We start from the raw sequence: 21,078 nt of genomic DNA, 5'->3' as shown, positions 1-21,078 counted from the left end.
CAATTACAATATCATATCTTATATTTACACTCTAAAATTTAATATCAAATGAATATACCAAACAACTTAAAGTATACAAAAGACCACGAATGGGTTTTAATTGAAGGCGATACGGCTACTGTAGGAATCACCGATTTTGCACAAAAAGAATTGGGCGACATTGTGTATGTTGAAGTAGAAACTTTAGATCAGACTCTTAATAAAGACGAAGTTTTTGGAACAGTTGAAGCAGTAAAAACAGTTTCTGATTTGTTTCTTCCTTTAACTGGTGAAATTATCGAATTTAATGATGCACTAGAAACTAATCCTGAAGATGTGAATTCTGATCCTTATGGAAAAGGCTGGATGGTTAAAATCAAAATTAGCAATGATTCTGAAATAGACGAATTACTTTCAGCTGATGCTTACAAAGAACTTATTGGCGCTTAAAAATATTCTGCTTGTTTTAGCTATTGGCTGGACTGTTGCAGTTACTTTTTTGTGCTTGATTTCTTTTAATACGTTACCATCAATTGGAGTTTCCGGTGCTGACAAATATGTTCATGCCACCTTTCATTTTGTATTCACGATGTTATGGGGAACGTATTTCTGGAAGCAGCAAAATGAATTACAATTACCAAAAATAGCCGCTGTAGTTTTCATTTCGATATCATTCGGAATTCTAATTGAAATTCTGCAGGAAACATTGACCACAACCAGACAAGCAGACCTGCTGGATGTTGCGGCTAATATTATTGGAGCTCTCATCGCATTACTTGTATTTATTTACATTGACAAGTTGAAAAAAGCTAAATAGTAGACAATACGAATTGTCCCGTCTCGTTTATTATGATGAGACGGGATTTTTATTTACTTTTATCCCCTGATTACGAAACATTATCCCAAAAGATATATTTAAGAAACATGAAATCGAAGATTACTGCGTCAGTTCGCCTTTTAGGCTCGTGTCACGAACACCAAAAAAAATCAATTCTTGTGAGAAATAAAATATTCCCGTTTATACTCCTTTTTTTAAGCTGTAGTTCCATTGCTCAAGTTACCCAAAAAGCTACTGAAAAGTTCCCAGTATTTCCATCATGCGAAGGTCTGCAGTTTCAGGCTTTGGAAACTTGTTTTTACAATCAAGTACAGGATTTTGTCTTCAATAATTTTAATGTGCCCGAAAATCTAAAACAGAATAATTTCAAAGGAAATGTAATTGTGTTATTTGAAGTAAATGATCAAGGAAATTTCAAAGTAATTTATGTTGATGCGATTGACGAAGCACTGGTTACAGAAAGTAAAATAGTTTTTGGAAAATTGCCAAAGATTGCTCCAGCGGCCTATAACGGAAATCCAACTTATGCTAAATATACCATCAAAATTGCGATACCACTGCAGAGTGTTGCCCAAATGCAAGCAGAAAAAGAAGCTTTGGCTTTAGCCGAAAAAAACTCGACTGCTTACAAACCCAATAATAAACAATTGACCGAATTGGATAGCATGAAGTTTAAAAAATTCGAAAATCCACAGTTTGAAAGTCACATCAATATTCCGTTTTCGCACAGTTATTACTCGCAGTTTGATGATGAGCTGAATCAGGTTGGCGCAAACAATCACACGGGTTCAAAACCCTATTCTTATGCTGATGTAAATAAATACTACAATTTAAAAGAAGAGAATCAAAAGCTTCGTAAAAGTACACAAGGATGGTTTGGAAGAAAATTATGGAATGAAAACTTGGTCGAAGTTCAAGGCGAAGATTATTGGTTTACCCTTAACCCTATTCTTGATCTACAGTTCGGAAAAAGTGATCCAAGTGTTGCGAGTTATACTTTTATCAACACCCGTGGAATACAATTTAATGGTGGTCTAGGAAAAGAATTAAACTTTACAACAACAATCTATGAAAGCCAAGGCCGTTTTGCAGATTACTTTAATAGTTATGCCGAATCTATCGCACCTGCTGGAGGAAATCCAGCGATTATTCCCGGAATAGGAATTGCGAAAGATTTCAAATCAGATGGATATGACTTTCCATTGGCAGAAGCTAATTTATCCTATACACCGAGTAAATTCATTAATATAAATTTAGGTTACGGAAAAAATTTTATTGGAGATGGGTATCGTTCGTTATTATTGGGCGATGGTGCTAGCCCGTATCCTTTTTTCAAACTGAATACAACTTTTTGGAAAATAAAATATACTAATATTTATACGTGGCTAAAAGATGTTCGTCCCGAAGTTACTGTGGATCGAACGTATGCAACTAAGTTTGCCGCAAGTCATTACCTGAGTTTGAATGTTAGCAATCGTTGGAACATCGGTCTATTCGAATCTGTGGTGTGGACTAATAAAAACAATCGTGGTTTTGATATGAGTTTTGTTAATCCAATTATTTTCTATCGAACCGTTGAATTTACGTCATCTTCCCGAAGCGGTAATGCATTGTTGGGATTAACATCCAAGTACAAACTGAGTAACCAAATTAATATTTACGGCCAATTCTTATTAGATGAATTTTCGCTAAAAGATGTAAAAGCTGGAGATAAAAGTTGGAAAAATAAATACGGTTACCAATTAGGTGCCAAATATTACAATGCGTTTAGCATCAAAAATTTATTGCTTCAAGTCGAATATAACAATGTTCGTCCTTATGTTTATGCGCACAGCGAAGCGATTACAAATTATGGACATAACAACCAAAGTTTAGGTCATCAATGGGGCGGAAATTTCAGAGAATTTATCGCAATTGCTCGTTATCACAAAGGAAGATATTTTGCGGATGCCAAAGTTACTTTTGGAGAACGCGGATTGGATTTTAATGATGGTGTCGACACCTCGAATTATGGAAGTAATATCTATTTGAATTATACCGACAACAGACCTTATGACACCGGCGTAACTATTGGACAAGGCAATAAAACCAAACTATTTTTTGCAGATTTACAGGCTGGTTATTTGATAAATCCTTCTACGAATATGAAAGTGTTTGGAAGTTTTATCTACAGAAGCTTTAGTCCAAAGACTGAAACGGCAACTGCTCTCAAAGAAAATACAACCTGGCTTTCGGTTGGTTTGAGATGTGATATCTTTAATTGGTATTTTGACTACTAGACTGCTTAGATTAGTTAGACTACCTTAGAATTATTGATAAAATAGAAAGCTCATTCAAAAGATGAGCTTTATTATTGTACTATCATTTCTTCATAGGGAATAACAACGTCAAAACCTTTGTTTCTAAAATACACGGTTGGATTTTCTTTTGAGATACTCATTACAAAATCGCCACCCCAAGCACCGAGACTTTTAACTACGCCATCAAAATCGGAGAACAAAGATTCTTGCACTGTTGGTACTTCAAGGATAGTACTTATTTCCATTTCATGGCTTTGCAAAGCGATGGCAAATTCTTTTGCTGTTGTGGCTTGAACTACTCTTTCCGTAATAGCATTTAGTACGGGAATTCTTTTTTCGATGTTTCCCTCTTTGCCATAATAAGCTGCAATAGAAGATTTGCTACTTTGTTTTTTATTCAGATACACGAAGAAAATCTTATCCTTAAAATCCGGATTGAAATCAACAAATTGAACTACTGGCTTTTCATTTGCGATTTGATAGATAATGGGCGAACAATTTTGCGCGCATGCAATATCATACCCACTACCTCCAAAACTGTTTTTTAGCAACTCAAATGCATTAATTTCTAACCATTGGGCAATGTTATTAATTAACGTAGAAGAGGTTCCTAAACCCCAAAGTTTTGGAAAAGTCAATTCCGTTGTAATTTTATATCCTTTAGAAGTAGTAATAAAATCCGAATTCATTCGATACGCTTCGTGTAGAATTTCAATTAAAGTATTCTTAATATTCTTTGCATCATCAAACCGTTCGTTTCTAATAATTGAACTAAACGGAATGTTTTCTTCAAACCAAACACTTCCATCACTATCGTAACTTTTCCATTCAATAAGATTTCCTTCTGATGATTCAATGTTTAAATTTTGTCCAAACTTTGTGGGTAACGCAAAAGCTTTAGCGCCGTCAAGAACCAAATATTCTCCTGTAATTAGAAGCTTGCCGTTACTGTAAAAAGTTTTTTTCATTTATGCTGAACTCGTTTCAGTGTTATTTTCTTAGATTTTCTATAAACGAAACAACAGCGGAATGTGAAATCGTGTTATTGTCAAAATGAATCTTAATTAATTTTCGTTCTTCGGGAGTGGTTTGAAACTGATTCAGAATATTATTGATGTGCATTTTCATGTGTCCTTCCTGAATTCCGGTTGTGGTTAACGAACGTAAAGCGGCAAAATTTTGAGCCAATCCCGTTACGGCAACTATTTGCATTAATTCCTGCGCAGAAGGTTTTCCTAGAATTTCTAACGCCATTTTTACCAACGGGTGCAATGAGGTCAGTCCGCCAACCGTTCCGAGTGCTAATGGAATTTCCATCCAAAACGTAAATAGTCCGTTTTCAATTTTAGCATGCGACAAACTTGAATATTTTCCATTTCTTGAAGCATACGCATGCACTCCAGCTTCTACCGCACGAAAGTCATTTCCTGTGGCCAAAACGACTGAATCTACTCCATTCATAATTCCTTTATTGTGTGTCACGGCACGATATGGTTCAATCTCGGCGATGCGAACCGCCTGAACTAATTTCTCTGCAAATTCTCGTGGATCTTCTATTTTTTTTTCTGCTAGTTCTTCTACTTTACACGAAACTTCAGCACGAACGATGCAATTGGGAACATAATTCGAAAGTATGCTCATCACAACATTTACCTCCTTTTCTGACACATCAAAATCGGCATAATTACTAGCTTCTTCCTTTAAAGATTTTGCCAATTGCTCCAAACACGAATTAATGAAATTCGCTCCCATGCTGTCTTTGGTCTCAAACGTCGCATGCAATTGGAAATAATGTTCTAGTTCGTGGGTTTTATTTCGAAGTTCTAGTGAAGTGATTCCGCCGCCACGTTTTTGCATATTGGCCGTTAAACTTTCGGTAGAAGCAATTAAATTTGATTTTACCACATTAAAAAACGTTTGTATTTTATCGTGATTTCCTTTAAATATAAAGTGTACCTGCCCTATTTTTTCCGTACCTAAAACTGTAGCTTTAAATCCGCCACGCGTTGACCAAAACTTAGCTGATTTGGCGGCAGCCGCAACAACCGAACTTTCTTCGATTACCATTGGAACCGAATAATATCGATTATTGACTAGGAAATTTGGAGCAATTCCCATCGGAAGATAAAAATTAGAAATCGTATTTTCTATAAAGTCATCGTGAAGCTGCTGCAATTTGGCATCGCTGTTCCAATATTGTTTTATTGTCTCAATAGCTTCTGCTGGATTAGCAAAATATTCCTTGGCAATCCAATTAATTTTTTCTTCTTTGGTTAGTTTTGAAAACCCTGCAACGGCATTATTCATAGTAAATAGCACTTTTTTATCAATTACAAATGTAGTCTATTTTGTTGTTGGAGTTACTGTTGTTGAAGTTGGAATCGAACCTTCTTCATACTCTGTTTCTTCCAAATCATCACTTTTCCTTCCAAGACTGACTTTAGGATTATCTTGCGTCCCGGTAATTTTCATTGGAATTCCGATGATTCCCAATGGCGGTAAACCCAAACGCATTTTGATATTCAGTTTACCATCAAAGCTAGTTTGACCTTCAATTCGGGGACGAAATCCTGCAACTTTGAATTTAAATTTTTCGATATTGATAATGTTGTTTTTGATCGTGGTTTTGATATCAACTTTAGACAAATTTGGATTTTTAATTCCTTCTTTTCCCGTTTTCTTACTTACGGCACCAAACATTTTGAAGCCTTTCATTTTTACATTTTTAACCGAAAGTGTTCCGCCACCAACAAGCGATGGATAAACAGGCTGCATGTTTCCGTCCAAAATCCCAGCTACTTTATAATCTAATGAAATAATTCCTTCCGCACTTTCGGCTGCAGATGCCATCTCGCGGAACATTTTAATTTCTTTGTAGGCCCGTTTTACATCAAAATCTTTAGCTTTAATTTTAAAGTCAAATGCTGCTTTGTTTGTCGATTCACTTCCGTAAATGATATCCATTTTAACATTACTTCCGATGATGTCAAAACTGTTGTTTTTCAATATCAACTTGCCGTTACTAATCAGCATATTTCCGTTAACCTTTTCTAAAATCAAATCTTGAAAATTAACATTATCCGCTTTGGCGATCAACTGTAAATCAAAATTGGATGGAATAACAATTACGCCCGTTGCTGCAGTTGCTGTACTCGTTTTTGTTTCTTCATTAGATGTGGCTGTCGATATGAATTCATCACAGTTTATAAAGGAGGATTGCACTGAAAAAGCACCTTTCAGAATGGCTTTATCGGTGAACACAAAGTCGATTACATTTTGAATAAAACCATTCATTTTGAAATCAGACTGGCCGTAAGTTGCTTTGAAATCATTAAAATTCATTTTGTCTTGATTGAATACAAAATTTCCTTCTCGAATTACAAAAGGTTTTGGCAAATAATCCGATGTCGTTTTGACATCTCTCAGCACTAACGTTCCGCTGTTTTGTAACTTATTATAATTTCCATTCATCGCATCATTTTGCGAACCTTTAAAAGACACATCAGCTTTGATATATCCATTTAAATCCAACCCTTTTTTGGAAAAAACTTTGTAAATTTTACCTAAATCCAATTCGCCTTTTGCCTTAATATCATAAACGATGTTGTCAAAATTCTCTAGTTTAGCATTGACATAAATTGGTTTTCCTTCAAAATCGAAAGAAGCTGGAGTAATGTTTATTTTCAAATCTTTCAGCGTACCAACTTTATTTGAAACCGTTGCCAAAACATTGATGTTTTTTATTGGATTTGGATAATAAATTGTTTTTACATAACCGTTTTTGAATGAGAGTTTACCATTCGCAACCGGAATTTTATCGTTCTTTTTATCATAAACCCCTTTGGCAACTAGATCCATATTGAGTACGCCACGCAAGTCCATGTTTTGTAATCCGAACGCTTTGTTCATTTTAGCCAAATCAATTTTGGATGAAATCTTAGCATCAATTTTTGGTTTGGACAATCCGACACTTTTTACAATTGCCTTGAAATAATCTTTATCCACATTGAAGAAAATAGAATCTAAGTTTACTTGCAATTGTTCTGTATCTAACGACGGCAATTTGGTTTCAAAATTCAAATATATATTGGTTGCTGGAACGGGTGCTTCATTATAATTGATAAAACCATCACGTATTTTCATGTCAAAGGCTAAATCGGGTTTTTGATTTTTGGATGCGATGTATTTTCCTTTCAGGGTCAACAACAAATCCGTGTTTCCTTTTACTTTTGATTTATCCAGCCATTTTACATATTGTGGCGGTAATGCAGTAAAGAAATCGTTCAGCTTACTATCTTCCGATCTAATTTTGAAATCCATATCATACCCATTGCTTAGGAAATCAAATTTTCCTTTAAATTCGACCGGAAGCTTGTTGATTTTTAAATTATTCTGTTCGAATACAAATGCCAGCGAGTTGGTATTGATTTTGGTAATTAAATCAGCATTTACTTTTTTATTTTTCAGGTACTGTTCGCCATCGTAGGTGAAGTCGAAATCATCAATCTTTGCTTCGGTATATAAATCGAAAATCGCTTCGTCTAAATCACCATTTCCAACGTAATTAAATCCATTGGCATCGATAAGAATTTTGGTTGATTTATCATCATAAACCACATGACTATTTTCGATGGCTATTTTTTCTAATCTTAATGACGATGAACTTGGATCTTCCCTTTTAGGCTCGTTAGCATCTGAAATGTAAACGTTATAATTGGCTTCGCCCTTCGCATTTACTTTTACATTAATCAAAGCATCGGACACAAAAATTTTATCAATATTCACTTTTTTGTCGAATAATAATGATTTGACATTTATTCCGAACGCAACTTCATTGGCAGAAAGTAATGTTTCTTTTTGGTAAGGCGCAGAACCTTTCAACGAAAAATCTGTTAGTGTCAATGTTAGTGAAGGAAAATGATTGAAGAAAGAAAGATTGGCTTCTTTAAAATTCAGTTCACCATTCAATTTGTTATTGGCAAACGCTTTGACATCTTCAGCAATTTTACCGGGGAAAAGTATTGGAATCAAAAACAATAATAGCAGCATTGTACCAATTGTAATTCCGGTAATTTTTAACAATCTGACTACTATGAATTTGAATGGTTTTTTCATGGTACAAAACTACTATTCTAAAGTAGTTACAGCAAATGATTTCAAAGATTTTTAACAACAAAAAAGCCCCACAAAAATGCGTGGCTTTAATAAACTAACTAATCCTAATCTAACTTTATTGTTTTATTAATTTCATTGTTTTGGCGCTATTATTTGCATCAATAGCTTTAACCAAATAAACCCCGTTACTCAAATCGTTGATGTCAAATTGATAATTTTCAGAAGAAATTGCATCAAAAGATTTAACCATTTGTCCGGTGATAGAAAATACTTGCACTTTAGAAACCTCCCCACTAATAGTAAATGTTCCCGAAGTTGGATTTGGATACAAACTCATAGTGTTCATTGGAGTGAAATTTGAATCACTCAAAGCAGTTGGTTTATTACCATATATTCTGAATCCGCCCGTTTCTATAGAAATATTCATATTGGTATCTATAACATTAACCGTTGAATTATCCATCAAGTCGTACCAAGTTCCCGCGAATGGGAATCCGGCACCTGTATTCAATGTGCTGTCCGAAAAGTTTGTTCTAACAAAAACATAGCTTAAAGAAGGCGTAGCTGTTAAACTAGTCCAAATATCTAATCGTGGACTTCCTGTTGCGTTAAAATTCCATCCGAACTGACCATTTTCAAAAACAGCTTCCGTTTTTTTCAAATTGATCATTTTTGCCCAAGAATTATAAATATTTATTCTTGCGGCATAGCCCAGCCAGTTATTGCTCCATTGAAGCTGTGGTTTTGTATCTAATTTACAATCTGGATTAGCAAAAGAAACATTTCCATTATTACAGGTCCATAAAGAAGCTGTATTTCCTAAATCACTAAAATGCCATATCATTTTTGGTCCAGGAACCAAAAGATGCACGGCTCCCATGGCCGGAAATCGCTGCAAAATTTTTGCTAAATTCCCCTGAGTTTGGCCCGCTTCAGTGAATGCTTTATAACCTACACGTTCTTCATCGTGGCTTTCGGCATAACCAATAAATCGATCATTGCTAGAATCAGCAACACCAGAAAGATCTGCAAAATTGCCTTTCAATAAATTAGCATATGGGTCAGTCATTTTACGCCATTGCATAATCCCTTTGCTATCACCTGAACGTAAATAATTTGCCCATTCAACTTCTTCTGCCGCAGAGCCACCTGTTCCTAAATGTTCAAAAATCACTAAAAAATTTGGATCAAGTTCCCATTGTTTATCAGCATACCACTTTAGTTTAGCAACCCTGTCTGCTTGATATCCATTAGTACACCCTTCATCAGATGCGGTACAATTTTGAGTAAAACCTTTGGTTAAATCCCATCGAAAACCATCAATTTTATAATCTTCAATCCATGTTTTAATTGTTGCAATTGAATAAGCATTTGCTAAATTTCCACCGGGACCTGTTTCTCTGAAGTGATTGATATCGCTACCAACATTGTAAGAGTGACGTGGTGTTAAATTAATGTATGGATTTTCACTTGTTGTTCTCTCTCCATTTGCATTTGCATTTGCCCAACCATCATTGTCTGTGTCGAGCATCCACATTCTTTCCAAAGGTGAACGACCAAAAACATGATTAAGAGCCACGTCTAGAATAACTGCAATTCCGTTTTGGTGACATAAATCGATAAATTCTTTCAGCTTTGCTGGCGAACCATACCTTTTATCGGCAGCCAAATGATAGACGCTATTGTAACCCCAGCTTAAGTTACCTTCAAATTCCATAACTGGCATTAATTGAATAGCATTTATTTTAAGATTTTTGAAGTAATCAATTTTATCAATCAAATCTTGATATGTTCTTCTAGAGTCAAAATCTCTAACCAAAACCTCATAGATAACTAGATCTTTTTTCTTTGGTTTAACAAAATTTGTTGTAGCGGCGCTCCAAGTGTAATTCCACCACGCAGTTGGACCTGTTTGTAAAACTGTAACTTCTCTATCTTGTTCAGGGGCGATAGTACTGTATACTGGTAATCCTGGATAAACTCCTAAAGTTTCAATCTCTGGATCATCAAATGGAGATAAAACTAGTTTTGAGAACGGATCGGCTGTTTTAACAATAGCAGGTGATCCTGCTGGTAAATTAACGACATCACAAACCCAATATTGATAAGCGTATACTTGACCTGGGGTTAAGCCTGTTAACTCTAACCAAAATTTGGTTGAACCAGATGAAGTGTCTCTTTTCATAGCATAAGTTGCCGTAGGTTGCCAGTTATTGAAACTACCCGCCACATAAATAAAGCTTTTAAAAGGTGCGTTTAAAACTAATGTTGCCTTGGTTGGATCAGAAGTATTATAATTAATACCATCGACTAAACCAGAAGGCAGTGCACCAGTGACCGTGCCCGGATTTATAATAACGGAGAACTTCGCTGAAAAAGTCGTTATGCCCTGAGTAATTTTTAAAACATAATTTTTGTTTACTGTAACATTTGTATCTGTAAACGAATAGGAAGCGGTAGTTGCTTGATTTGTTGGCGTAGTTGAACCGTTGACAAACAATTGATAAGTAGCGCTTCCATTGGTATTATTTGCCGTTATAACGACATTTGATCCACTAGCGATAATATTACTACTATTTAATAATGGCGCAGTTAAATTATATTGAAAAGCTCCGACAGGAATGAAAATATCTGGTCTAGATTGTAGAGCTGCATCAGCTGATCGAAAAACAACGCAAATCTCTGTTATGGAGCTACTTGTTGGAACCCCAAAATACGTATATAGATCTGGATTTATTGTCAAACTGTAAGTTGATGATGTAACTTGAGTTAATTGCGGATGTAAAGGACTGTTAAAAACAGGACTTCCTTTAATGTTTTGAAAGCGAACGCCATTTACGGTAACACCTATGTAGGCATAAATTATTCCTGTGTAGGGTGCTAATTCTGTTCCTGTTTTATTAAATGTAATTACAGCAGATTGATCCGCAAGCACCGTTGATGGTACTGTAGTATAAACTTGACTAAAGGAAAAGCAACTCCAGAGTGTCACTAATAGTAAAGTAAAATATCTCTTTTTCATAGCTTTATGATATAAAATGGACTGAGAAAAAATTCTCAGTCCATTATTAAATTTAAATAATTTTAATTTTGTATTAATCTACTGATATTACTTTAGTAATAGAGTTAATTTTAAATATTCTTACTCCTGTTGGACCAGTATATCTAAAATTAGAATCGCCATCAGCAGCATTTTCTAATTCTGAGTCAATAGTGTAACTGTTAGAAACATAATACGGGAAATTTCGATCTCCTAGTCCCCAGCTATCTCCACCATTGTTCCCTAAAAACACTCTAAATGCTTCATTATTATTTAATTTCAAAGCCACTTCATAAATGCCTGTATCAACTAATCCTAATTCTGTTTCGTTATTTCCAGACCATGACCACCCCCCTGGAGTAGCCGCTCCAACCAACCAACTTGATGTTGGTTCAAAAGCTCCAGTTGTTGTTCTTGGTGCAACATTAATAGTTTTATTGTTGCTATCAATAGTTAATTTATATTTACCTGCAGGACCAACATTTCTGAAATTTTGATCGCCATCACCGTTATTAATTAGTGTGGAAACGATTTTATAACCCAAATTTGTATAGAACGGGTAGTTTCTTCCAGTATTCCAATCGCCTTCTGTCGTAAAGAAGCGGAAAGCATCACTTGACCCATTCAAAAAATCGGCAGTCATAGTTAAAACTCCATTATCACATAATAAAGTTCTTGGACTATTCCAGTTCCACCCTGATTGAGGTAATCCTTGTCCAACAGCATATTGATTTAAACAACCAAAAGCTGTCACTAAATAAACTATTGAGTTAGAATAAACAGGTTGTGCACCAACAGTACCAGAAGTTGATTTAATTCTAACATTGATTGCTGTTTGTACAAATGGAACTGCACCAACGGTCAAACATTTTAAATTGAAATCAGCAGTTTGAAAAGTAGCAAAAAGATCAGTTGTTGTTCCTAAATCTATTGGATCAGCAAAATCGGTACCATCTTCAGCAATTTGAACTGTGTAGCTAATAACCGAAGTAGTTGTGTAATCCATAGGGTTCCATGTTAACGAAATTCCTGGATTTGACGGAGTAGCTTCTGAAAGAATAATTGAATCTCCATTCAAAGGAGTTTTTATCAAAAATGTTTCTGTTGTTGGTTCAGATATGGTTAAATTATTTTCGTCTGTGCAAGATGATATCCCGACAAATGCAATAGCTGCAATAAGTATTTTGAATGTATTTTTCATTTTTATGATTTTTGTTTTAATAATTAATAACCTGAATTTTGTATTAAGTTAGGATTGGCAAGAATTGTATTTGGGTGCAACGGATATACTTTTAAATTTGCTGGTATTGAAACTCCATTAGTAGCATTTCCTTTCCATGCCCAAACATAATTACCTCCTGTGAATTTTCCGAAACGAATTAAATCTTGTCTTCTGTGACCTTCCCAGTGCAACTCTCTTGCTCTTTCATCAATTAAAAAGTTCAGTGTTACTTGACCAGTTGTAACGTTTGCAAAATTACCATCATTAGCGCGTTCTCTTAAGGCATTGATATAACCAAGTGAAGTTCCATCAGCATTTGCCGTTGAATTTCCGTTAGATGCTCCATCTTGTCTCATTTGAGCTTCTGCATAAATCAAGTAAAAATCTGCCAATCTAAACAATGGAAAATCAGTATCTACAAACGTTGAGTTCTGCCCTGGTAAACCTGTGGAGGTTCTATTTGACCATTTACCTAAAACATAACCTTGGGCTTGTATTGCTACATTTGCAATATCTATTGGTCTTCCTGCCGAGATAATCGTTTTTCTAGAGTCGAAATCATATTCTGATCCGTCAAACTTTTGGACAAACTGCTTGCGAAGGCGCAATGCTCCTCCCCAACCACCTACACCATACAAATTTTGTCCATTTCCTTCAATTGAACCTACTTGACCATTACACATTACCGTAGTTGCACCATAATTTTGTGTTTTTACACCGTCAGATTGAATTGCAAAAATCAATTCAGAAGATGTGTTATTATCTGCTTTAAAGTTATCTAAATAATTAAGTTTTAATTGATAACCTGCTCCAATAATATTTGAACACATCGTCATACAATCTGTATATCTTGGAGTTCCAGTATAAACTTCTGAATTTAAATACAATTTAGAAAGTATTGCCCAAGCAAACGCTTTGTCTAAACGACCGCTTTCATTTGTTCTTGCATCTTTTAACGACGGTAAAACAGCTAATAGTTCAGACTCGATATAAGAAAACAAAGCTGCACCTTCAATTTGCTGTCCTCTAAAATTAATAGGGTCATTCTCAGTAACCAAAGTTGCTTTTCCAAACAAATCTAGTAGGTGATAATAGGCTAAACACTTTAAAGCTTTTACTTCCGCTCTGTAATAGCCAATTTCGGCAATTTCGGCAGCATTCGTTACGCCTCTAGCACTCAATTTTTCAGGAGTTGTTTGTCGGATAAATTCATTAGATAACGCAACTTGAACCATGGCTCTACTGTACATTCCTAGAAAAATAGGATTTTCTCCACTCCAAATATTTCTTTGAATTTCCCTAACACCAGGATCACCAGACCCTTCGTAGGACCAAATAACTTCATCTGTTGGAAGTTCTTGAAGATACCATACACATCTGGTATATTGACTAGTACCAGGATCAATACCTTGCAGTAAAGACGACCCTGGACCTGTCGTTCCTGTTAAAGAAAGATTACCATAAACACCTGCAACCGCTCTCTTATATGCGTTAGGTTGTGCAAAGAAATCTTCTGACAAAAAATCATCGTCATCTTGTGGCACAACGTTTAAGTCGTTGGTGCACGATTGCGTGACGGCCAAGAGACTTAAAAACATAAATAAATTTAATTTAATTTTTTTCATTGCAATAATTTTTTAAAATTTAACATTAACTCCAAATAACACACTTCTTTGTCTTGGATAAATTGTTCTATCAATACCGCCTGTAATCTCAGGATCTAAACCGCTATAATCAGTAAGTACAAAAGCGTTTTGAACTCCAGTAAATAATCGTAGCGATGCTTTACCTTCTAACCATTTTGGGAAAGTATATCCTAGTGTGATGTTATCCATTCTTAAAAAAGAAGCGTTTTCAACATACAAATCAGACGTCAAAGTATTTGTTGTGTTTTCAAAATTTGTATCTAAAACAGAGACCGGTATATTTGCAGCCGCAAGGGTTCCAGATGGTTGCATTCTTGCAAAAACGGCTCTATTAGAATTCACATTATTAAAAACTCGATTTCCAAAACTTGCTCTCAAGTTAAACGAAAAATCGAAATTTTTATAATTAATGTTAGAGGCAAAACCCAATAGCAAATCTGGATCTGAATTATTATAAATATATCGATCATCTGAATTGATAATACCATCTGCATTTAAATCTGCATATGCTCCTTCTATAGGGCTACCAGCAGTATCATACAATTGTTTGTATACATAAAATGAGCCAGGAGTGAAACCAGATTGGTTCACCAGAACATTTGCACCAGTACCCCCTTCAATTCCTCCAAATTCAATTCTATTAAAAGGATCTACTTCTTCTATTTTTCGTTGATATGTTGTGGCATTAAAATTAACATTCCAATTAAAACCAGTTCCTTCATTTTGAACTATATCTGCATTTAAATTAAATTCTAAACCTCTAGTACTAAAAGATCCAATATTTTGGAAACTTGAATTTGTGAAGTTGGAACCATCAGCAGTCGGGGCATTAAACAATAAATCTTCTGATAATTTATAGAAAGCATCAAATGAACCCGTTACTCTATTTTTAAACAATCCAAAATCTAAACCTATATTGTAAGTAGTTGTTTCTTCCCATTTGATTGCTGTTCTTGCGGAAGGGATTCCAACTGAATAAGCTGTTCCTCCAATAAAGTATTGTGAAACTCCATCTCCTTGTGTGTATCTTTCAAGGTAACCATAGCGCTCATCGCCTGTGTCTTGTTGACCTGTGATACCCCAACCCATTCTCAATTTTAAATCAGAAATTGTATTGTTTTCTTTAAAATAATCTTCTTTAATTTTCCATGCAAAAGAGGCTGCTGGGAAATTTCCCCATCGGTTATTTTCCGCAAATCTTGATGAAGCATCTCTTCTAAAGGCTAACGTTAAAAGGTATTTACTGTTGTAAGTAAAATTAGCTCTTCCAAAATAACCTAGTAATACGATGTCTGGATCAATAGTAGTTTCTGGAAAATTTGCCCCTAACTGTGGGTTGTATATGTTTCCCCTATCAAATCGCTCTTTTTCAAATTTTTGATAAGAGTAACCACCTGTTAAATCTAAATTTAGTTTTCCAAATGCTTTATTATAATTGAAGTAAGCATCTAGTAACTTATTAGTGAAAGTTTCTTCTGCGTACTCATTATTACCGTAAATTATGTTATTATTGCTAAAAGCGACAGCACTATTGGTCGGAACAAATTTTCTTCTTTCTCCTTTAGCTTGGTCAAATCCTAAATTTACTACAAAACGAAGCTCTGGTAAAAAATGAAACTTATAATCAACTTCAAAATTTCCAAAAATTCTATTGTTCAAACCTCGATCGTTTGTTAGAAGTAATTCAGCAACAGGATTTCTAGCAACGTTAGGCGTTAATGCATCTATTGTTGTGGTGTTTAAACCCGTATTTCTATATTCAAAGAAACCGCCGAACTGAGAGGCCGCATCATAAACCGGCTGAGTAGGATCAAATGATAATGCGCTACCTTCTACACCTGGTGTGAACCTATTTTTCTCATTGGTATAGTTAGCATTCACTTTAATTTTTAAATGATCCTTAAACATACTTGGCGCTAAAGCTAACGAAATGGTATTTCTATTAAAATCATTAGTCAATCGCAAACCTTCTTGATACGTGTTCCCAATGGTTAATCGAGAAGGAATCACATTAAATAAGTTTCCTTTTATTGACACACTGTTATCTACAAAATCAGTTCTTCTATAAATTTCTTCCTGCCAATTGGTTTTTGAATTACCTAAGGTAGGAACTAGACTAGGATATTTAGCTGTAATCACATCCCTAAATTGATCAGCACCGAAAACATCAACTGTTTTTACTAGTTTACCTGAACCATATTGGAAATTATAGTCAACTGATAATTTTTTTCCACCTTTTTTAGTAGTTATTAATATAACTCCATTTGATGCTCTAGAACCATAAATAGCAGTTGCAGATGCATCCTTAAGTACGGTAATTGACTCAACAGTGTTTGGATTTAATGAAGCTAAAAATGAGGTAGAACCCGCTGTTGTAGTATTTGCAATTGGCAATCCATCAATTACAATTAATGGGTCATTCGATGCATTTAGTGAAGCACCACCTCTAATTCTGATTTCAGAACCGGAGCCTGGAGCACCACTAGTGTTAACAGAAACACCCGCAATACGACCACTCAATAATCCTTCTGTGGATACGTTCGCACCCTTGTTAAAATCTTTTGCAGCCAGCACTGTGGTGGAACCAGTTGCATCCTTTTTCTTAACAGTTCCGTAGCCGACTTGAATCATAACTTCTTGCAGTTGATTCGAGCTTTCTGACAAACTTACAGAAACTGTTGTTTGTCCCGAAAATGCTATAGTTTCGCTATCATAGCCAATAAATGAAAAGACCACTGTATCTCCATTTTTTAATCCAGCTATTTTGAATTTTCCATCAAAATCTGTAGTGGATCCAATACTGGAGCCTTTCACTGTTACGTTGACTCCCGGAAGTGGCTGATTTGTTTTTTGATCATTTACAACACCCGTTAAAGAACTTTGCGCCAGAGCGCCAAAAGGGAGTAAAAGAAATAAAAATAACAACTTTTTGTAAATTGTTTTCATACATTTTGTTTAGGTTAAAAAAAATAATTTTGTGCGTATACTTTTGACTTCGAATGTTAAATTTATGTAAAAATTAGTCGTTACCTAATAAACAATCGTTAAATGTCTGGCGAAAACGTTTTCGTGTTGAAAACTTTCTATTTATTACAATTTTTTAACCTTAAAACTGACGGAATAAAAAATATCACCTACCTTTATTCAGAAATTAGTTTTTATCAAATTCATAATGAGAAAAAAAGTTACTTTAAAACAAATCGCCAAAGAACTTGACGTTTCAATCTCTACCGTTTCAAAATCACTAAAAAACAGTTTAGAGATTAGCGAAGATACAAGACAAAAAGTTCAGGCATTTGCTAAACTTTACAACTACAAGCCCAACAATATTGCACTGAGCTTAAAGAATAAAAAAACGAAGACCATTTGTATTATTATTCCTGAAATTATTCATCATTTTTTTGCAACCGTTATTAGTGGCGTTGAAAATGTTGCCAATGAAAACGGTTATAATGTTTTGGTTTGTCTTTCAGATGAGTCTTTTGATAAAGAAGTAATTAACATGGAAATGCTTGCCAACGGAAGTATCGACGGATTTATTATATCTCTTTCTAAAGAAACACAACAAAAAAAAGATTTTCATCATATCGTCGAAGTCATAAATCAAGGAATGCCGGTTGTAATGTTTGACCGCGTTACCAATGATATTTTATGCGATAAGGTCATAATTGACGATAACCTAGCCGCATTTGACGCTACTCAATTTCTAATAAATAAAGGGTTTAAAAAGATTGCACTGATTACTACAGTTGATTATGTTAGTGTTGGTAAACTGCGTACTGAAGGATATATTAAAGCTCTAAAAAACAATGATATAAAAGTTGACGAGAACTTAATTCTCAAAATCGAAGACACTGAAAACTTCGAGGATTCCATAGAAAATCTATTGCGTACTAATCAATTGGATGCTGTTTTTGCCGTAAACGAAATTTTTGCAGTAACGGCGATAAAATTAGCTAGAAAATTAAACATCAAAGTTCCCGAAGAGCTCTCAGTAATTGGTTTTACCGACGGAATTATCTCTAAATATTCTACCCCAAGTATTTCAACTGTGAGTCAAAACGGAAGAAAAATGGGCGGAAAAGCAGCTAAAATGCTTATTGACAGAGTAGAATCGGAAGAAGAAGAACAAGAAGACGAACAATACAGCACTGAAGTCATCGAAACCGAATTGGTAGAAAGAGAATCTACGCTCTGATTTTTTTAATTACCCAATATCACTCTCCAAAGCGCAAAGCCTATCGGTTGTAAATTCACGAGTTGTAACTAACTCTTTCTCTTATCAGCAAGCCCTACTGATATGACTTTACCATGCAAAAAACATTTTGGTACTTTTGCAATTGTAGTTCAGGCAACACCCCTAAAATTATCCTGCATTATACCAAACTATATTATTAATGATACTATAGTGACTCTATAGTGACTCTATAATCATTCTATAAAAAACGTATATTATTATCGAATCACTATAGAGTTATATTATATTCATTATAGTTTTATATCAAAGTACAATTGAACCAAAAAGTAACGTACTATAAAGAAATCAACAACACTGTTTTAGATTTTTATCAACAAAATAACGTTTGCGTAATTATCTACCTTCAAATTTTTTACATAAAATAAACACAATTTAAATTCTTTGTTATCTTTACGACAATTATCAAAGCTTATACTTTTTACTTCGAAAACAAATAAATAAGTTTTGATAGGCGACATCGCTTATCGTTTTATAAATCATTAAAGTACGATAATGGAAAAGCGTAAATTAGGTTTCTGGCAAATCTGGAACATGAGTTTTGGATTTCTGGGAATACAGATGGGTTTTGCTTTGCAGAATTCAAATGTTAGTAGAATATTCCAAACTTTAGGCGCTAAAATTGATGACATCCCAATTCTTTGGGTTGCTGCACCTTTGACCGGACTTATCATTCAACCAATTATTGGTTATTTCTCAGACCGAACTTGGACCAGACTTGGTCGAAGAAAACCTTATTTTCTTGTTGGAGCCATTCTAGCTTCAGCAGCATTATTCATCATGCCCAACTCACCCGTTTTGTGGTTTGCTGCGGGAATGCTTTGGATAATGGACGCGTCTATTAACGTATCCATGGAACCTTTCCGAGCTTTTGTTGGAGATAATCTTCCAGAAAAACAACGTACTTTAGGTTTTGCTACTCAAAGTTTTTTTATCGGAATTGGCGCTTACGTCGCATCAAAATTACCGTTAATTTTAACTCATTTTGACGTTAAGAACACAGCGCCACTCGGAATTATTCCGGATTCTGTAAAATATTCATTTTACATTGGAGGTGTCGCTTTTTTAGTAACAGTGATTTGGACTGTAGTCACCTCAAAGGAATATTCTCCAGAGGAAATGGAAGCTTTTGAAAAACATAATGAAAAAGCATTTAAAAAAGAAATGCACCCACCTGAATGGTTTGCAAAAAACGGTCAATCGCATTTAGCAAAAGGACTTCTTTTTTTAGCTGTGGGAATTATATTCTCATTTTTGATTTACGAACTTGATTTGAAGAAAGATTTATATGTTCTTTCTTTGGGTATGATTACGCTTGGCGGATTAGCGATGACCATATCCGGTTTAATGCAAAAAGCTAATAAGACTGAAAATGGATTTATCACCATAATGAACGATTTCCAATTCATGCCCAAAATCATGAAACAATTGGCGTGGGTTCAATTCTTCTCTTGGTTTGCCTTATTTTCGATGTGGATTTATACTACTTTAGCCGTGACACAACACATTTACGGAACCACTGATACAACATCAGAAGCCTACAACACTGGCGCGAATCAAGTTGGTGAAATGTTTGCCAACTACAATTTAATTGCCGCAATTGCTGCTTTCCTATTGCCTTTATTAGCAAAATACACGAGCCGAAAGTTCACCCATTTCTTAGCCCTAGTTTTAGGCGGATTTGGACTAATCTCTATTTATTTCATCAAAGAACCTAGAACATTTACAATGGAATGGTTACCCATGATTGGAGTTGGAATTGCTTGGGCGAGTATTTTATCTATTCCTTACGCAATGCTTTCAGGAGCATTACCCTCAAGTAAAATGGGTTATTATATGGGAGTTTTTAACTTCTTTATCGTAATCCCACAATTGGTTGCTGCTTCAATTTTAGGCTTTTTAGTCTCTAAATTCTTTAACAGCGAACCTATTTACGCACTTTTGATTGGTGGCGTATCCATGATTCTTGCCGGAATTATTGCGCTTACCATAAATGACAAATCGAAAATTATAATTAATGACTAAAAAAGCATTCATATTCGACCTAGACGGTGTTATTGTTGACACCGCAAAATACCACTTTATCGCTTGGCAGAAAATTGCAGCAGAACTGGGAATCGAATTTACACCCGAACACAACGAAGAATTAAAAGGAGTTAGCCGCGTGCGCTCTCTGGATATTATTTTGAAACTTGGAAACATCGAAGCTTCACAAGAAAACAAAAACAAATGGCTTCAGCAAAAAAATGAAGATTACCTTTCCTATATTGAACACATGGATGAAACCGAAATTCTTCCAGGAGTTGTCAATATATTAAATTACATTAAAGAAAAAAAACAACTTATCGCTTTAGGTTCAGCCAGTAAAAATGCTAGACCTATTTTAGAAAAAGTTAAAATACTGCATTTATTTGATGCTATTGTTGACGGTAATGATGTTACCAATGCAAAACCGGATCCTGAAGTTTTTGAAAGAGCGGCGCGTCTATTAAATGCAACCAACGAAGATTCAATGGTTTTTGAAGACGCAGTTGCCGGAATCCAGGCTGCTAATATTGCGAATATGACGAGTGTTGGAATTGGTGATGAGAAAACGTTGCACGAAGCAAAATACAATTTTAAAGATTTTACTTTTATGGATACTTCTTTTATTGAAGCTTTCATAGGTTAAAATCGAATGAAA

General features: G+C 34.9%; 13 protein-coding genes. 6 read left to right on the top strand and 7 right to left on the bottom strand.

The features are described 5' to 3' along the window. Nucleotides 1-48: 48 nt before the first annotated feature. From gcvH to PSU83_RS02670, 3 genes are all read left to right on the top strand, one after another. Nucleotides 49-429, top strand: coding sequence for a glycine cleavage system protein GcvH (gene gcvH / locus PSU83_RS02680; protein ID WP_300586419.1), 381 nt, complete (start codon nucleotides 49-51; stop codon nucleotides 427-429). Then, nucleotides 401-796, top strand: a complete 396-nt coding sequence (locus tag PSU83_RS02675; RefSeq protein WP_300586417.1) for a VanZ family protein — start codon at nucleotides 401-403, stop codon at nucleotides 794-796. The genes gcvH and PSU83_RS02675 overlap by 29 nt, the downstream gene beginning before the upstream one ends. A 107-nt stretch (nucleotides 797-903) precedes the next feature. After that, nucleotides 904-3,096 carry a gliding motility protein RemB gene (locus tag PSU83_RS02670; protein WP_300586415.1) on the top strand — a complete coding sequence of 731 codons (2,193 nt, stop codon included), beginning with the start codon at nucleotides 904-906 and terminating at the stop codon, nucleotides 3,094-3,096. A 71-nt stretch (nucleotides 3,097-3,167) separates the two neighbouring features. Here the strand turns inward: PSU83_RS02670 and PSU83_RS02665 are convergent, their stop codons facing one another. From PSU83_RS02665 to PSU83_RS02635, 7 genes are all read right to left on the bottom strand, one after another. Beyond that, nucleotides 3,168-4,085, bottom strand: a complete 918-nt coding sequence (locus PSU83_RS02665; RefSeq protein WP_300586413.1) for a GYDIA family GHMP kinase — start codon at nucleotides 4,083-4,085, stop codon at nucleotides 3,168-3,170. A gap of 22 nt (nucleotides 4,086-4,107) precedes the next feature. After that, complete coding sequence (locus tag PSU83_RS02660) at nucleotides 4,108-5,436, bottom strand: hydroxymethylglutaryl-CoA reductase, degradative (RefSeq protein WP_300586411.1); 1,329 nt, start codon at nucleotides 5,434-5,436, stop codon at nucleotides 4,108-4,110. Nucleotides 5,437-5,460: 24 nt separating this feature from the next. Next, complete coding sequence (locus tag PSU83_RS02655; protein WP_300586409.1) at nucleotides 5,461-8,232, bottom strand: AsmA-like C-terminal region-containing protein; 2,772 nt, start codon at nucleotides 8,230-8,232, stop codon at nucleotides 5,461-5,463. A gap of 115 nt (nucleotides 8,233-8,347) precedes the next feature. Beyond that, a complete protein-coding gene (locus tag PSU83_RS02650) occupies nucleotides 8,348-11,254 on the bottom strand; it encodes an alpha-amylase family glycosyl hydrolase (protein WP_300586407.1) in 2,907 nt (968 codons plus the stop codon). 73 nt (nucleotides 11,255-11,327) lie between these two features. Further along, a complete protein-coding gene (locus PSU83_RS02645; protein WP_300586405.1) occupies nucleotides 11,328-12,473 on the bottom strand; it encodes a SusE domain-containing protein in 1,146 nt (381 codons plus the stop codon). A 23-nt stretch (nucleotides 12,474-12,496) separates the two neighbouring features. Then, entirely contained in the window at nucleotides 12,497-14,119 is a 1,623-nt protein-coding gene (locus PSU83_RS02640; RefSeq protein WP_300586403.1) for a RagB/SusD family nutrient uptake outer membrane protein, read from the bottom strand. Nucleotides 14,120-14,131: 12 nt separating this feature from the next. Continuing rightward, nucleotides 14,132-17,086 carry a SusC/RagA family TonB-linked outer membrane protein gene (locus tag PSU83_RS02635; RefSeq protein WP_300586401.1) on the bottom strand — a complete coding sequence of 985 codons (2,955 nt, stop codon included), beginning with the start codon at nucleotides 17,084-17,086 and terminating at the stop codon, nucleotides 14,132-14,134. A 226-nt stretch (nucleotides 17,087-17,312) separates the two neighbouring features. Between PSU83_RS02635 and PSU83_RS02630 the strand changes: the two genes are divergently transcribed. The 3 genes from PSU83_RS02630 to pgmB all read left to right on the top strand — a co-directional run bounded on the left by PSU83_RS02630 (nucleotide 17,313) and on the right by pgmB (nucleotide 21,066). Then, nucleotides 17,313-18,338: a LacI family DNA-binding transcriptional regulator gene (locus tag PSU83_RS02630; RefSeq protein WP_300586399.1), complete on the top strand. Its 1,026-nt coding sequence runs from the start codon at nucleotides 17,313-17,315 to the stop codon at nucleotides 18,336-18,338. Between the two features lie 552 nt (nucleotides 18,339-18,890). Then, nucleotides 18,891-20,420 (top strand): MFS transporter, encoded by a 1,530-nt coding sequence (locus PSU83_RS02625; RefSeq protein WP_300586396.1) that lies wholly within the window; start codon nucleotides 18,891-18,893, stop codon nucleotides 20,418-20,420. Next, nucleotides 20,413-21,066, top strand: a complete 654-nt coding sequence (pgmB, locus tag PSU83_RS02620; protein WP_300586394.1) for a beta-phosphoglucomutase — start codon at nucleotides 20,413-20,415, stop codon at nucleotides 21,064-21,066. Before PSU83_RS02625 ends, pgmB begins: the two co-directional genes overlap by 8 nt. The last annotated feature ends 12 nt before the right edge of the window (nucleotides 21,067-21,078 follow it).

Origin of the sequence: Flavobacterium sp. (genome assembly GCF_029945805.1) — a bacterium.
GTDB lineage: Bacteria > Bacteroidota > Bacteroidia > Flavobacteriales > Flavobacteriaceae > Flavobacterium.
The sequence above is the reverse complement of the archived record's forward strand: the minus strand, read 5'-3'. Positions and strand labels throughout refer to the sequence as shown.

What these genes read in the sequence shown, in the direction of transcription:
- gcvH (WP_300586419.1), top strand. Translation starts at nt 49, where the DNA reads ATGAATATACCAAACAACTTAAAGTATACAAAAGACCACGAATGGGTT.
- PSU83_RS02675 (WP_300586417.1), top strand. Translation starts at nt 401, where the DNA reads ATGCTTACAAAGAACTTATTGGCGCTTAAAAATATTCTGCTTGTTTTA.
- PSU83_RS02670 (WP_300586415.1), top strand. Translation starts at nt 904, where the DNA reads ATGAAATCGAAGATTACTGCGTCAGTTCGCCTTTTAGGCTCGTGTCAC.
- PSU83_RS02665 (WP_300586413.1), bottom strand. Translation starts at nt 4,085, where the DNA reads ATGAAAAAAACTTTTTACAGTAACGGCAAGCTTCTAATTACAGGAGAA.
- PSU83_RS02655 (WP_300586409.1), bottom strand. Translation starts at nt 8,232, where the DNA reads ATGAAAAAACCATTCAAATTCATAGTAGTCAGATTGTTAAAAATTACC.
- PSU83_RS02650 (WP_300586407.1), bottom strand. Translation starts at nt 11,254, where the DNA reads ATGAAAAAGAGATATTTTACTTTACTATTAGTGACACTCTGGAGTTGC.
- PSU83_RS02645 (WP_300586405.1), bottom strand. Translation starts at nt 12,473, where the DNA reads ATGAAAAATACATTCAAAATACTTATTGCAGCTATTGCATTTGTCGGG.
- PSU83_RS02640 (WP_300586403.1), bottom strand. Translation starts at nt 14,119, where the DNA reads ATGAAAAAAATTAAATTAAATTTATTTATGTTTTTAAGTCTCTTGGCC.
- PSU83_RS02635 (WP_300586401.1), bottom strand. Translation starts at nt 17,086, where the DNA reads ATGAAAACAATTTACAAAAAGTTGTTATTTTTATTTCTTTTACTCCCT.
- PSU83_RS02630 (WP_300586399.1), top strand. Translation starts at nt 17,313, where the DNA reads ATGAGAAAAAAAGTTACTTTAAAACAAATCGCCAAAGAACTTGACGTT.
- PSU83_RS02625 (WP_300586396.1), top strand. Translation starts at nt 18,891, where the DNA reads ATGGAAAAGCGTAAATTAGGTTTCTGGCAAATCTGGAACATGAGTTTT.
- pgmB (WP_300586394.1), top strand. Translation starts at nt 20,413, where the DNA reads ATGACTAAAAAAGCATTCATATTCGACCTAGACGGTGTTATTGTTGAC.